Annotated in this window: 11 protein-coding genes; 8 read left to right on the plus strand and 3 right to left on the minus strand. The window is 49.9% G+C overall.

The window, feature by feature from the left end; translation table 11 throughout:
* Positions 1-13 precede the first annotated feature (13 nt).
* On the plus strand, positions 14-2,566 hold the full coding sequence (mrcA, locus tag VJY99_RS15155; RefSeq protein WP_324119895.1) for a peptidoglycan glycosyltransferase/peptidoglycan DD-transpeptidase MrcA: 2,553 nt from the start codon (positions 14-16) through the stop codon (positions 2,564-2,566).
* 142 nt (positions 2,567-2,708) lie between these two features.
* Here the strand turns inward: mrcA and nudE are convergent, their stop codons facing one another.
* Complete coding sequence (gene nudE, locus VJY99_RS15160) at positions 2,709-3,269, minus strand: ADP compounds hydrolase NudE (protein ID WP_324119897.1); 561 nt, start codon at positions 3,267-3,269, stop codon at positions 2,709-2,711.
* 415 nt (positions 3,270-3,684) lie between these two features.
* Between nudE and VJY99_RS15165 the strand changes: the two genes are divergently transcribed.
* The 5 genes from VJY99_RS15165 to pckA all read left to right on the plus strand — a co-directional run bounded on the left by VJY99_RS15165 (position 3,685) and on the right by pckA (position 9,911).
* Positions 3,685-5,826: an intracellular growth attenuator family protein gene (locus VJY99_RS15165; protein ID WP_324119899.1), complete on the plus strand. Its 2,142-nt coding sequence runs from the start codon at positions 3,685-3,687 to the stop codon at positions 5,824-5,826.
* A 63-nt stretch (positions 5,827-5,889) separates the two neighbouring features.
* Complete coding sequence (gene yrfG / locus VJY99_RS15170) at positions 5,890-6,570, plus strand: GMP/IMP nucleotidase (RefSeq protein WP_324119900.1); 681 nt, start codon at positions 5,890-5,892, stop codon at positions 6,568-6,570.
* Complete coding sequence (gene hslR, locus VJY99_RS15175; RefSeq protein ID WP_324119902.1) at positions 6,570-6,971, plus strand: ribosome-associated heat shock protein Hsp15; 402 nt, start codon at positions 6,570-6,572, stop codon at positions 6,969-6,971. The genes yrfG and hslR overlap by 1 nt, the downstream gene beginning before the upstream one ends.
* 149 nt (positions 6,972-7,120) lie before the next feature.
* Positions 7,121-7,999 (plus strand): Hsp33 family molecular chaperone HslO, encoded by an 879-nt coding sequence (gene hslO / locus VJY99_RS15180; protein ID WP_324119904.1) that lies wholly within the window; start codon positions 7,121-7,123, stop codon positions 7,997-7,999.
* Positions 8,000-8,291: 292 nt separating this feature from the next.
* Positions 8,292-9,911 carry a phosphoenolpyruvate carboxykinase (ATP) gene (gene pckA / locus VJY99_RS15185; protein ID WP_324119906.1) on the plus strand — a complete coding sequence of 540 codons (1,620 nt, stop codon included), beginning with the start codon at positions 8,292-8,294 and terminating at the stop codon, positions 9,909-9,911.
* Positions 9,912-9,965: 54 nt separating this feature from the next.
* Here the strand turns inward: pckA and envZ are convergent, their stop codons facing one another.
* On the minus strand, positions 9,966-11,324 hold the full coding sequence (envZ, locus tag VJY99_RS15190; RefSeq protein ID WP_324119908.1) for a two-component system sensor histidine kinase EnvZ: 1,359 nt from the start codon (positions 11,322-11,324) through the stop codon (positions 9,966-9,968).
* Positions 11,321-12,040: a two-component system response regulator OmpR gene (gene ompR, locus VJY99_RS15195; RefSeq protein ID WP_001157751.1), complete on the minus strand. Its 720-nt coding sequence runs from the start codon at positions 12,038-12,040 to the stop codon at positions 11,321-11,323. Before ompR ends, envZ begins: the two co-directional genes overlap by 4 nt.
* A gap of 234 nt (positions 12,041-12,274) precedes the next feature.
* Between ompR and greB the strand changes: the two genes are divergently transcribed.
* Both greB and VJY99_RS15205 read left to right on the plus strand, forming a co-directional pair.
* Complete coding sequence (gene greB / locus VJY99_RS15200) at positions 12,275-12,754, plus strand: transcription elongation factor GreB (protein ID WP_324119910.1); 480 nt, start codon at positions 12,275-12,277, stop codon at positions 12,752-12,754.
* 238 nt (positions 12,755-12,992) lie between these two features.
* Positions 12,993-13,589 (plus strand): Tex-like N-terminal domain-containing protein (locus VJY99_RS15205; protein WP_324119912.1); only part of this gene is annotated, 597 nt, incomplete at its 3' end.

A 13,589-nucleotide genomic window follows, 5' to 3' on the forward strand; every position in this document is an offset into this window, starting at 1 on the left:
TGGGAAATTTAAGGTGAAGTTCGTAAAGTATTTATTAATCCTTGCAGTATGTTGCATTCTGCTGGGAGCAGGCTCGATCTTCGGGCTCTACAAATTTATTGAACCGCAGTTGCCTGATGTCGCCACGCTTAAAGACGTGCGGCTCCAGATCCCAATGCAGGTTTATAGCGCTGATGGTGAGTTAATGGCTCAATACGGTGAGAAGCGCCGTATTCCAGTGACGCTCAATCAAATCCCACCCGTTATGGTGAAAGCTTTTATTGCGACCGAGGATAGCCGTTTCTACGAGCACCATGGTGTTGATCCTGTTGGGATCTTCCGTGCTGCCAGTGTGGCACTGTTTTCTGGTCATGCATCTCAAGGTGCAAGTACCATCACGCAGCAATTGGCACGTAACTTCTTCCTGAGCCCTGAACGCACTCTGACTCGTAAGATAAAAGAAGTGTTCCTGGCGATTCGTATTGAGCAGTTGCTGACCAAAGATGAAATCCTCGAGTTATACCTCAACAAGATTTATCTCGGTTACCGCGCATATGGTGTCGGTGCCGCGGCCCAGGTCTATTTTGGTAAGTCGATTGATCAACTGACGCTGAGCGAAATGGCGGTCATTGCTGGTTTGCCAAAAGCACCGTCAACCTTTAACCCACTTTACTCAATGGAACGTGCCGTTTCTCGTCGTAATGTCGTGTTATCGCGGATGTTGAGCGAAAGCTATATTACCCAAACACAGTACAACGAAGCGCGTAATCAGCTCATTGAGGCTAACTATCACGCCCCAGAAATCGCCTTCTCTGCATCGTATCTTTCTGAGCTGGTGCGTCAGGATATGGTGGCGCGTTATGGCGAGAAAGCCTACGAAGATGGTTATAAGGTTTACACCACCATCACGCGTAAAACTCAGCAAGCCGCTCAACAAGCTGTACGCAATAACGTCATAGATTACGATATGCGTCATGGTTACCGTGGCCCATCTAATGCGCTGTGGAAAGTGGGCGAAACGCCGTGGGAAAAAACTAAGATTGTCGATTCGTTAAAGAATCTTCCCGCTTACGGCCCGCTGTTCCCTGCCGTGATTACCCAGGCAACCCCATTAGAAGCGACTGCATTGATGGCTGACGGTAGCGCCGTTTCCATCGATATGGATGGTATGCGCTGGGCGCGCCCATATCGTTCAGACACCGCGCAAGGCCCAACGCCACGCAAAGTGACGGATGTCGTGCAAACGGGGCAACAAATCTGGGTGCGTAAAGTTGATGAAAATTGGTGGCTTGGGCAAGTTCCGGATGTGAACTCCGCGCTGGTTTCTATCAATCCACACGACGGTGCCGTTGTAGCGTTGGTTGGTGGCTTTGACTTCAATCAGAGCAAATTCAACCGAGCCACCCAAGCATTACGTCAGGTGGGCTCCAACATCAAACCGTTCCTTTACACCGCGGCGATGGATAAGGGCCTGACGCTTGCGAGCGTGCTGAACGATGTGCCTATTTCGCGCTGGGATGCGGGCGCGGGCTCCGACTGGCGTCCGAAAAACTCACCGCCAGAATATGCAGGTCCAATCAGATTGCGTCAGGGTCTTGGCCAGTCGAAGAACGTGGTGATGGTGCGTGCGATGCGAGCGATGGGGGTTGACTACGCGGCTGAATATCTACAGCGTTTTGGCTTCCCTGCGCAGAACATTGTTCACACCGAATCCCTGGCATTAGGCTCAGCCTCATTCACGCCAATGCAAGTCGCTCGCGGTTATTCTGTCATGGCTAACGGTGGTTTCCTGGTAGACCCGTATTACATCTCAAAAATTGAGAATGAAATCGGTGGCACTATCTTTGAAGCGAAACCGAAAGTCGCCTGCCCGGATTGTGATATCCCCGTGATTTACGGCGACACGCCGAAGTCTAACGTGCTGGAAAACCAGGATGTCGAAGACGTCGCGCAGTCTCAGGGACAACAGAACGCCAACGTTCCAATGCCAAAGCTTGAACAAGCGAACAGCGAGTTGGTTGCGCAGAGCAGCCCGCCTGAATACGCACCGCACGTCATCAACACGCCATTGGCATTCCTGATCAAAAGTGCGCTTAACTCCAATATTTATGGCGAACCCGGTTGGCAAGGCACCGGCTGGCGTGCGAGCCGTGACCTGAAACGGAATGATATTGGCGGCAAAACAGGTACCACCAACAGTTCAAAAGACGCATGGTTCTCAGGCTACGGGCCGGGTGTCGTGACATCCGTATGGATTGGTTTTGATGACCATCGTCGTGACCTTGGACGGACATCCGCATCAGGTGCGATTAAAGATCAAATCTCAGGTTATGAGGGTGGAGCAAAGAGTGCTCAGCCTGCATGGGATGATTTTATGAAAGCTGTTCTGGAAGGAGTACCGGAAGAACCGTTAACACCACCACCGGGCGTCGTCACTGTAAATATTGACCGTTATACCGGGCAATTGGCCAATGGCGGGAGTAGTCGTCCGGAGTTCTTTATTGAAGGTACCCAACCGACACAGCAAGCAGTGCATGAAGTGGGTACAACGCTAATTGATAACGGCGAAAGCCACGAATTGTTCTAATATACCCGTCGCCTTTCAAGCTGCAGATGAGTTGGCAACACCCATTCGCCCCAGTCACATGATTATCTATGTTCCTGGGGACTGATGGTCTTGCCGCCTTCCTGCAGCTTGAAGTTGTTTGGGTATGCTTGTATCAACGGGTTTACAAACGCCCCTTCTCTTTAAGCCATTCACGTACCAAGAAAAGCGCACTCACATTTCGCGCTTCGCTAAAATCTTCTTCGTCGAGCAAATCAAGTAGCGATTCCAGCGGCCAACGGACTTGCGGCAACTCTTCTGGTTCGTCACCTTCCAGCGATTCAGGATAGAGATCTTCAGCAATAACGATGTTCATTTTGCTGGAAAAATAGGAGGGCGCCATCGTCAACTTTTTCAAGAAGGTCAGTTGATTAGAGCCAAATCCTACCTCTTCTTTCAGCTCGCGATTCGCTGCTTCAAAGACAGTCTCACCCGGATCGATTAACCCTTTAGAGAACCCAAGCTCATAGGATTCGGTTCCAACCGCGTATTCACGGATCAAAATCAAATGGTTATCGATGATAGGCACTATCATTACAGCTTCGTGCGCAGACGGGCGCATCCTTTCATAGACACGGCGCACACCGTTGCTAAATTCCAGGTCCACCGTTTCGACATTAAACAGCCGTGAACGGGCCACGGTTTCAACATGTAAAATGGTCGGTTTTTGTAAGGGTTTACTCATCGTGGCTGGGCTAAAAGTAAATGCAGGTACGTCATTGTGCGTTATGCCACATATCTCACGCAACGAACATTCGATATTATTTACATTCCTGTAACTTTAAATGATTTTTCAAAGTCTCTGCTACATGTCAATAGGTTGCAATTGAAATAGGAATTTGCTGATATTTCTCGCAAAGTCGCTTTGCTAACATTATGTTACAGCAGTCTATGCGCAAAAAAATATCTCAAGATTGATGCCATAGTTGCCGATATTTACTTCTATGCCCAACATAATTTGAGTGTCAGCGAGGCAGCAAGAGAACAAGTCTCGATGAACTTAGGTAGTTAAGCGATTTGGGTAAGTGAACGCCCGAATGCTGTACGGGGTGCAACTTGCTACGTTTTAATAAAAAAAACGAGTGTTTGATGGGGAAAGCATGAGCACCTTATTACTTCTTTTAGCTGCTATGCTGGCCTGCATCTTAATTGCGGGGTGGCTAATCTGGCGAAGCCTGCGTTTACGCAGTCGTGCCTCACAAGCACAATCTTTTAGTGGCGCGACCTCGCGTAAGCTGACCGCTGATGAACGTGTCGCTATTGAAAACTATATCGATTCTTTAGCCCGCACCCAGGATATCGTAGGGCCTTCTGGCGCCAGTGCTGCGCCGACCAAACTGGTCCTCAATGCGCTGAGTAACACTGCGCTCTCGCTTACCCGTTCCATCACCCGATATGGCTTATCCACAGACGATCCCAATAAGTGGCGCTACTACCTCGATTCTGTAGAGGTGCATCTTCCTCCATTCTGGGAACAGTACATTACCAACGATAACTACGTTGAGCTGATTCGTACTGAATCCATGCCGTTAGTGATTTCCCTTAACGGGCATACACTTATCGACTACAGCAGTGAAAACTTTGGTTTCGCTCTGGAAAAGAGCCCTCATAGCCAGGCGTCGATTCGTGGCGAAGAAAGCGAACAAATAGAGCTGCTGAACATCCGTCAGGAAACACCTGAAGAGTACGCGCTAAGCCGCCCCGATGGATTACGCGAGGCTATCCTCATCTGTGTGGCATTTGTGATGCTGTTTTTGTGTCTGGTGACTCCATCGGTCGTTTTACCCTGGTTAGTGGGTGGCGCCTTTATGCTGCTGGCCGCGAGTCTGTGGGGTTTATTTGCTCCTCCGGCAAAAAATGCACTGCGTGAAGTTCACTGTTTGCGCGGCACCCCAAAACGTTGGGGGCTTTTTGGTGAATCTAATCAAGAGCAGATTAACAATATCTCGTTAGGCATAATCGACCTGATCTACCCCGCCCACTGGCAACCATACGTTAATCAGGATCTTGGCCAAAAAACAGATATTGATATTTATCTCGACCGCCAAGTGCTTCGCCAGGGGCGTTTTCTTTCGTTGCATGACGAAGTTCGCAACTTCCCTATTCAGCATTGGGTGCGCAATCTGGTGATTGCAGCTGGAAGTTTACTGGTGCTGACGATGTTGGCAATCTGGGTGCCGTTAGAAATGCCACTCAAACTGAGTATGTCCTGGTTGGCGGGTGCGCAAACTATCGAAGCAAAGACAGTGGCTGAGCTCGATAAAACAACACTCACAGTGGGTGACACGTTAAAAGTCAACGGCACGGGTATGTGTAATATCCACACGCCAGATACCTACAGCACGCGACAGACTTACCCGTTTACGCCGTTCGACTGTTCGCAAATTATCTGGAATACCGCCCAGCCTCTGCCGGTACCGGATTCAGATATCACAGATAAAGCCGCGGCGTTGACGCAGGCAGTCGGTGGGCAAATCCATCCGCAAACCAGCGATGATTCAAAAGTTAACCCACAGCTACGCAGCGCCATTCAGAAATCAGGCATGGTGTTGCTGGATGATTTCGCCGGTATTGTTCTGAAAACTCAGGCGCTCTGCACCAATGATGACGAATGTATCCGTCTGAAAAATGCGTTGGTGAACCTGGGCAATACTAAAGATTGGGATACGCTGACCAAAAAAGCGGATTCAGGAAAACTCACAGGTGTGAATGTTTTGCTGCGTCCAGTCAGTGCCGAGTCGCTGGACAATCTGGTTACCACATCGACGGCACCCTTCATTGTCCGTGAAACATCTCGCGCGGCACAGGCTCTCAATAGCCCAGCACCTGGTGGATATGTGATTATTAGTGACGAAGGTGGCGACCTGGTGGACCAGCCCTTACCGCCCGTTCCGTTGTACGATATTCCGGCGCAAGAGCAATGGACTGAGTTCCAGCGGCTAGCCGAAATGCTCCTCAAAACACCTTTCAAAGCCGAAGGGATTATTACCGGCATTCGTCAGGATGCGAACGGTACCAAGCATATTTCCCTGCATCGAGTCCCGGACAGCAGCAGTTTGTGGAGTTATATCAGTACCACTGTGTTGCTTATCAGCATGATTGTTTGCCTGCTCGTCAACGGTGCGCTGGCCATTCGTCGTTATCGCCGCAATCGCAACCGTCTGGTGCAAATCCAGCAGTACTATGACAACTGCATGAATCCATCACTTACCGCGATCTCCGCTGTACGCCCGCTGTTCTAAACTTCGCGTGTCAGGTTGTGCTAACCTGTCACGCAGTTTCTTTTATTATCAGGCCCGAACCCTATGCATATTGATATAGCCTGGCAAGATGTCGATACCGTCTTGCTGGATATGGATGGCACGTTGTTGGATCTCGCATTCGATAATCACTTCTGGCAGAAATTGGTACCAGAAAGCGTCAGCCAGCAAAGAGCGATTCCACTTGATGAAGCACATCAGCTGATCGCCCGGGAATATCACGCCGTGCAACATACGCTAAACTGGTACTGTCTGGATTACTGGAGTGAGCGTCTGGGTTTGGATATTTGTGCGATGACCACCGCACAAGGGCCAAACGCGGTACTACGTGAAGATACCGTCCCGTTCCTCGACGCCCTGAAATCCTGCGGTAAGCGCCGTATTTTGCTGACCAATGCGCATCCCCATAATCTGGCTGTCAAACTCGAACACACCGGTTTAGCTCAGCACCTTGATTTATTACTTTCCACCCACACATTTGGTTATCCTAAAGAAGATCAGCGGTTGTGGCAAGCTGTTGCTAAACATACCGGACTGGAACCTGAAAAAACGCTGTTTATAGATGATAGCGAGCCGATTCTGGATTCCGCCGCAAAATTTGGCATTCGCTATTGCCTGGGCGTGACCAATCCCGATTCGGGCCAGGCCGACAAAACCTATCAACGCCATCCGGCATTGAACGACTATCGCCGACTACTCCCGAAGTTGATGTTTAAGGAGTCGTGATGAAAGAAAAATCGTCTGAAGGTGTACGTCTCGACAAATGGCTGTGGGCCGCGCGTTTTTATAAAACCCGTGCGATTGCCCGGGAAATGGTAGAAGGCGGCAAGGTGCATTACAACGGCCAACGTAGTAAGCCGAGTAAAATCGTTGAGCTGAACGCCATGTTGACGCTACGTCAGGGCAATGACGAGAAAACCGTCAAAGTACTGGCAATCAACGAGCAACGCCGCCCGGCCACAGATGCCTCGCAGCTGTATGAAGAGACAGAAGAAAGTATTACTAAGCGGGAAAAAGTGGCGCTGGCACGCAAGCTGAATGCGCTGACAATGCCCCACCCCGACCGTCGCCCCGATAAAAAAGAGCGTCGTGATTTGATGAAATTTAAACACAGTGGCAACGAATAGACCCAATAGAATTCAAGATGCAGGAAGGCAGCAAACGAGTGAATCCCGATGAGCTTACTCAAGTAAGTGATTCGGGTGAGCAACAGCAGCTAACACATCTGCAACTTGAAAGATGACGGGTATAGCTGTCATATGCATGAGAGAAAATTATGGCTCAACAAGACCAATTACATCGTTACCTGTTTGAAAACTTCGCCGTCCGCGGTGAACTGGTAACGGTTTCTGATACCTGGCAGCACATCATGGAAAACCATGATTACCCAGCCCCGGTGAAAACGATTCTCGGTGAATTGCTGGTCGCCACTAGCCTGCTGACTGCGACCCTCAAATTTGATGGTGACATTACCGTGCAATTGCAGGGTGATGGCCCAATGAACCTTGCCGTGATTAACGGCAATAATAACCAGCAAATGCGCGGTGTCGCGCGTTTTAAAGGTGACATTCCTGCCGATGCGGATTTGAAAGCTCTGGTGGGTAACGGCTATCTGGTTATCACGATTACTCCGGCTGAAGGCGAGCGCTATCAAGGTGTAGTTGGGCTTGAAGGTGATACTCTGGCAGCCTGTCTGGAGGATTACTTCTTACGTTCCGAGCAGCTACCGACACGTCTGTTTATCCGTACCGGCGATGTTGACGGCAAACCCGCTGCGGGCGGCATGCTGTTGCAAGTTCTTCCAGCGCAAGATGCTCAGGCAGATGATTTCAATCACCTGGCGGCCCTGACTGAAACCATTAAGGCTGAAGAATTGTTGACGTTACCAGCCAACGATGTGCTGTGGCGTTTGTACCACGAAGAAGAAGTGACACTTTACGAACCGCAGATGGTCGAATTTAAATGTACTTGTTCACGTGAGCGCTGTGCCGATGCCCTAAGAACACTGCCTGATGAAGAAGTGAATAACATCATTGCAGAAGACGGTGATATCGACATGAACTGTGATTACTGCGGCAGCCACTACGTGTTCAATGCAATGGACATTGCTGAGATCCGCAACAATGCCTCCCCGGCAAATCCGCAAGTTCATTGATTACTTTTTGCCCTTCCCCATATGGAAGGGCACTTCTACTTTCATTTATCTGATATTTGAGTGTTAAATCACACCCCGTCCGTTAATCGCACTATTTTTTAACATTTCCAGAACATTATCCCTGTCCTGCTAGTATTTCCTGCCATACTCTCCCCCCGTTGTGACTCGATTCACAGCGTTTTCCGCGCGATAGATTCAAGTGGATACTCAAATCTATGATAGGTGTCGCGGTTAACAACCAATAAACAACCCTACAATCTCAAGCAGTACAAATTGGCTAAGGAGTAGTGAAATGCGAGTTAAAGGTATAACCCCGCAAGATCTCAAGGCTTATGGAGTTCATGACGCAAGTGAAGTGATTTATAACCCTGATTACGACACCTTGTACCACGAAGAATTAGATCCCAATCTGGAAGGTTTTGAGCGCGGCATAGAAACAAATCTCGGTGCGATTTCTGTTGATACCGGTATTTTTACCGGACGTTCCCCAAAAGATAAATACATTGTCCGTGACGCTACAACGCGCGATACCCTTTGGTGGGCGGATAATGGCAAAGGCAAAAACGACAATAAACCGCTCAGTGAAGAGACCTGGCAGCATCTGAAAGGCCTCGTCACCCAGCAACTTTCTGGTAAACGCCTCTTCATTATTGATGCTTTCTGCGGTGCAAACCCAGACACCCGCCTCTCCGTGCGTTTTATTACTGAAGTGGCCTGGCAAGCTCATTTCGTTAAGAACATGTTCATCCGTCCTACTGACGAAGAGTTAGAAACCTTCGAAGCTGACTTTGTGGTGATGAACGGTGCGAAATGCACTAACCCACAATGGAAAGAGCAGGGTTTGAATTCTGAAAACTTCGTCGCTTTTAACCTTACCGAACGCGTGCAACTGATTGGCGGGACCTGGTACGGTGGCGAAATGAAGAAAGGTATGTTCTCTATCATGAACTACCTGCTGCCGTTGAAAGGCATTGCTTCTATGCACTGCTCAGCAAACGTAGGTGAAGAAGGTGATGTCGCGGTGTTCTTTGGCCTGTCTGGCACCGGTAAAACCACGCTTTCTACCGATCCAAAACGCCGCCTGATTGGCGATGACGAACATGGCTGGGACGACGACGGTGTGTTCAATTTCGAGGGGGGTTGCTACGCGAAAACCATTCGTTTATCCAAAGAAGCTGAACCGGAAATCTTTAACGCGATTCGCCGTGATGCTCTGCTGGAAAACGTAACCGTTCTCGACGACGGCTCGATTGATTTTGATGATGCATCTAAAACCGAAAACACCCGTGTTTCCTACCCGATTTACCATATCGATAACATCGTTAAACCTGTTTCTAAAGCGGGCCATGCTAACAAAGTTATCTTCCTGACCGCTGATGCATTTGGTGTTCTGCCTCCGGTTTCACGCCTGACGGCAAATCAAACGCAGTATCACTTCCTGTCGGGCTTTACCGCTAAACTGGCGGGTACTGAACGTGGCGTGACGGAACCGACTCCAACTTTCTCAGCCTGCTTCGGTGCCGCCTTCTTGTCTTTGCACCCAACGCAGTACGCAGAAGTGCTGGTGAAACGCATGCAGGCGTCGGGCGCTCAGGCTTATCTGGTTAACACTGGCTGGAACGGTACAGGCAAACGTATCTCTATCAAAGACACGCGCGCGATTATTGATGCGATTTTGGATGGTTCGCTGGACGACATCGAAACCTTCACACTGCCGATCTTTGGACTTGCCGTTCCGACAGCATTGGCTGGCGTTGACTCCCACATTCTGGACCCACGTAAAACCTATGCGTCCCCAGAACTGTGGCAGCAAAAATCAGAACAACTGGCTAAGTTGTTTATCGAAAACTTTGAGAAATACACTGACACCCCTGCGGGTGCAGCGCTGGTGAGCGCAGGGCCGAAGATTTAATTAGCCCAGGCGTTAGAAAGTTTAAAGCCCTCTCAATAACGAGAGGGCTTTTTTTTATTCCCTCTCGCTACTGAGAGGTTGAGGAGATTTCTTCATCGGTAACGGCAAATAAGCCCTTATCCGCAGACCACCGCGTTCGCTGGCGCCGATATCCAGCATGCCATTATGGTTGTCGATAATACGCTGCACGATAGCCAGCCCCAAACCGGTGCCACTGGTGCTACGCGCACTATCGCCGCGTACAAACGGCTGGAACAGATGCTTCAACTGGTCGGGTTTAATCCCTGGGCCGTCATCCTCTACCTGGAACCAGGCGCGGTTTAGCTCGCCGCCACTGCTTACCTTGATCCAGCCATTGCCGTATCGCGCGGCGTTCACCACCATATTGGCTACCGCACGTTTGATGGACAACGGATGGATATTAACCAGCAATTCGCCCGCCTGAAGGTTGGTATCAATTTCCCGCTCATAGCCACTTTCTGCAGCCACCACTTCACCCAACACACTATTAAGATCGGCGGTTTCCAATGGCATCTCCTGCCCGGTGCGCAGGTAATCGATAAACTGCTCGATTATCGCATTACACTCCTCGATATCTTTGTTAATCGACTCAGAGAGATAACCATCTTCTGCACTCATCATTTCTGTTGCCAGACGAATACGAGTGAGTGGTGTACGCAAATCGTGGCTGACGCCCGCCATTAATAGCGTGCGATCATCGGAGAGCTGCTTCACACCGGCGGCCATATGATTGAAAGCACGGGTAACCGAACGCACCTCTGAGGCGCCGTATTCGCGCAATGGTGGCGGAATAATGCCTTTACCGACCTGCAAAGCGGCATGCTCGAGGTCAACCAAGGGTCGGTTCTGGATACGAATAAACAGCCACGCACCACCAATCGCGAGCAACATTATCGCAAGCGTGTAGCGGAACAGCGGCGAGAAATCGCCCTGATGAATTTCAGTCAGTGGGACACGAACCCAGATATTTGGCGACAGCCACGTCTTCAGCCAGACAACGGGCGAACTCTTGTTAACCTCAACACGAACTTCTGTTGGGCCACCCAATTGCTGCGCCATTTGATGACTGAGGAATTCGTAATGCTGCGCCCAGCGCAACCCCGCATCTTCCGCCGCTTCATCGGAATACAAAGAGATCCCCAACTCGCGGTAGATTTCACGCCGAAACGCAGGCGGAACCACCAGTTGCGTGCCATCTTCAAGTTGCAGTTTATCGGTCATCAGCATACGAACTTCGTAAGCCAGAACCTTATTAAACTGTTGCAAGCTCGGCAGAATAGCGAAGTTCAACACCACAATATAGGTCGTCACCAGGCTGACAAACAGCAAGGTAACGATCAGTAACAGCGTGCGGGCAAACGAGCTTCTGGGGGAGAAGCGGACTCGCTTCATGCCTTAGAACCGTCCGGCACGAATACGTAGCCCAGGCCCCAAACGGTCTGGATATAGCGTGGATGTGCAGGGTCTTCTTCAACCATGCGACGCAGACGAGAAATCTGCACGTCGATAGAACGTTCCATCGCGCTGTATTCACGACCACGCGCCAGGTTCATCAGTTTATCGCGTGATAACGGCTCGCGCGGATGGCTCACCAGTGCTTTCAGCACCGCAAATTCACCACTGGTTAATGGCATAGGTTCATCTTCACGGAACATCTCACGGGTACCGAGGTTCAGTTTAAATTTACCAAAGGCGATAACCGCTTCTTCCTGAGAAGGCGCACCTGGCAGTTCGTTAGCCTGACGGCGCAGAACCGCGCGGATACGGGCCAGCAGTTCGCGTGGGTTAAATGGTTTAGGAATGTAGTCGTCAGCACCAATTTCCAACCCAACGATACGGTCAACTTCTTCGCCTTTCGCGGTGACCATAATAATTGGCATTGGGTTGCTTTGGCTGCGCAAACGGCGGCAGATAGACAAGCCATCTTCGCCCGGCAACATCAGATCAAGCACCATCAGATGGAAGGACTCACGAGTTAGCAGGCGATCCATCTGTTCTGCGTTAGCAACGCTACGGACCTGGAAGCCTTGTTCGGTGAGATAACGTTCTAGCAGCGCACGTAAGCGCATATCGTCATCCACGACCAGAATCTTATAGTTCTCTTGCATTCTTATACTCCCAAAGGCTCGAACAGTGAGTGCGTATTCTTAAAAAACTGCGAGGTTACGACCAGTTAAATCTGGTATATATTCTAGTCGAAATTGTTACAAAGCATATTAAACAGATGGTTATAGACTCTTTTTAACCAAAAAATGAGCCGATTCGCAAATCTCCGGGATTGCCATCACCCTGATATTTCGGTTTAAATCACCTTAATTGTGCTACCCATTCAAGGCTTGATGATGAAAACGCCATTAATAACCCGTGAAGGCTATGAAAAGCTAAAACAAGAAAAGGACACTTTGTGGCGAGAAGAGCGTCCAGAGGTGACTAAAAAGGTTACCTGGGCGGCAAGTCTTGGCGATCGCAGTGAAAATGCCGACTACCAGTACAACAAAAAAAGACTACGAGAAATAGATCGTAGAGTGCGTTATCTCACAAAATGCCTCGAACAATTAAAGATTGTCGACTATTCGCCACAACAAGAAGGCAAAGTGTTTTTTGGCGCATGGGTCGAGATTGAAAATGATGAAGGAAATACACTGCGTTTTCGCATCGTTGGGTACGACGAAATCTTTGGGCGCAGAGATTACATCTCTATCGACTCCCCTATGGCCCGAGCTCTACTGAAAAAAGAAGTGGGCGATCTGGCTGTGGTACAAACTCCAGCGGGTGAAGCCCAGTGGTATATCAATGAAATCGAGTATGTGATACCCAAATAATTCAAGATGCAGAAAGGTGGTAATAGCGAGAATCCCGATGACCTTACTCTGGTAAGTGATTCGGGTGAACGAGAGCAGCCAACACATCTGCAACTTGAAGTATGAAGGGTAGAAATAGGCCACAGGCCAACAACAGAACTGTCCGATTCCTCGTCGACAAGGTGCTGTGGCTGGTATTTTTACCCTTCAATCCGTATAACTATCCCCTGAAATTTTGAATTCACCAGATGACAAACCCATGATGAATGATTCTCTCTGCCGCATTATTGCAAGTGAACTTCATGCCAGAAACGAACAGGTGGATGCTGCCGTTCGCCTGCTGGATGAAGGCAATACCGTGCCGTTTATTGCACGCTATCGTAAGGAAGTCACCGGTGGTCTGGATGACACGCAGCTGCGTAACCTGGAAACGCGCCTGGGTTATTTGCGCGAGCTGGAAGAACGTCGGCAGGCAATCCTCAAATCCATTGGCGAACAGGGCAAGCTGACCAGCGAGCTGGAAAACGCCATCAATGGCACCCTGAGCAAAACCGAACTCGAAGATCTCTATCTGCCGTATAAACCGAAGCGCCGCACGCGTGGGCAGATTGCGATTGAAGCGGGTCTTGAGCCGCTGGCCGACCTGCTGTGGAACGAGCCGTCCCACGATCCCGATACCGAAGCGGCGAAATTTATCGACGCTTACAAAGGCGTTGCGGACACCAAAGCCGCCCTCGACGGCGCGCGCTACATTCTGATGGAGCGTTTCTCTGAAGACGCCGCCCTGCTCGCTAAAGTGCGTGATTACCTGTGGAAGAATGCCCACATCGTCTCTACCGTCGTCGCGGGTAAAGAG

This window comes from Buttiauxella sp., from assembly GCF_035271705.1.
Taxonomy (GTDB): domain Bacteria; phylum Pseudomonadota; class Gammaproteobacteria; order Enterobacterales; family Enterobacteriaceae; genus Buttiauxella.

Bases quoted from the DNA above. Each gene is read 5' to 3' on its own strand.
- envZ (WP_324119908.1), bottom strand. From the start codon at position 11,324: ATGAAGCGAGTCCGCTTCTCCCCCAGAAGCTCGTTTGCCCGCACGCTG.
- hslO (WP_324119904.1), top strand. From the start codon at position 7,121: ATGGCTCAACAAGACCAATTACATCGTTACCTGTTTGAAAACTTCGCC.
- pckA (WP_324119906.1), top strand. From the start codon at position 8,292: ATGCGAGTTAAAGGTATAACCCCGCAAGATCTCAAGGCTTATGGAGTT.
- greB (WP_324119910.1), top strand. From the start codon at position 12,275: ATGAAAACGCCATTAATAACCCGTGAAGGCTATGAAAAGCTAAAACAA.
- VJY99_RS15165 (WP_324119899.1), top strand. From the start codon at position 3,685: ATGAGCACCTTATTACTTCTTTTAGCTGCTATGCTGGCCTGCATCTTA.
- ompR (WP_001157751.1), bottom strand. From the start codon at position 12,040: ATGCAAGAGAACTATAAGATTCTGGTCGTGGATGACGATATGCGCTTA.
- hslR (WP_324119902.1), top strand. From the start codon at position 6,570: ATGAAAGAAAAATCGTCTGAAGGTGTACGTCTCGACAAATGGCTGTGG.
- nudE (WP_324119897.1), bottom strand. From the start codon at position 3,269: ATGAGTAAACCCTTACAAAAACCGACCATTTTACATGTTGAAACCGTG.
- yrfG (WP_324119900.1), top strand. From the start codon at position 5,890: ATGCATATTGATATAGCCTGGCAAGATGTCGATACCGTCTTGCTGGAT.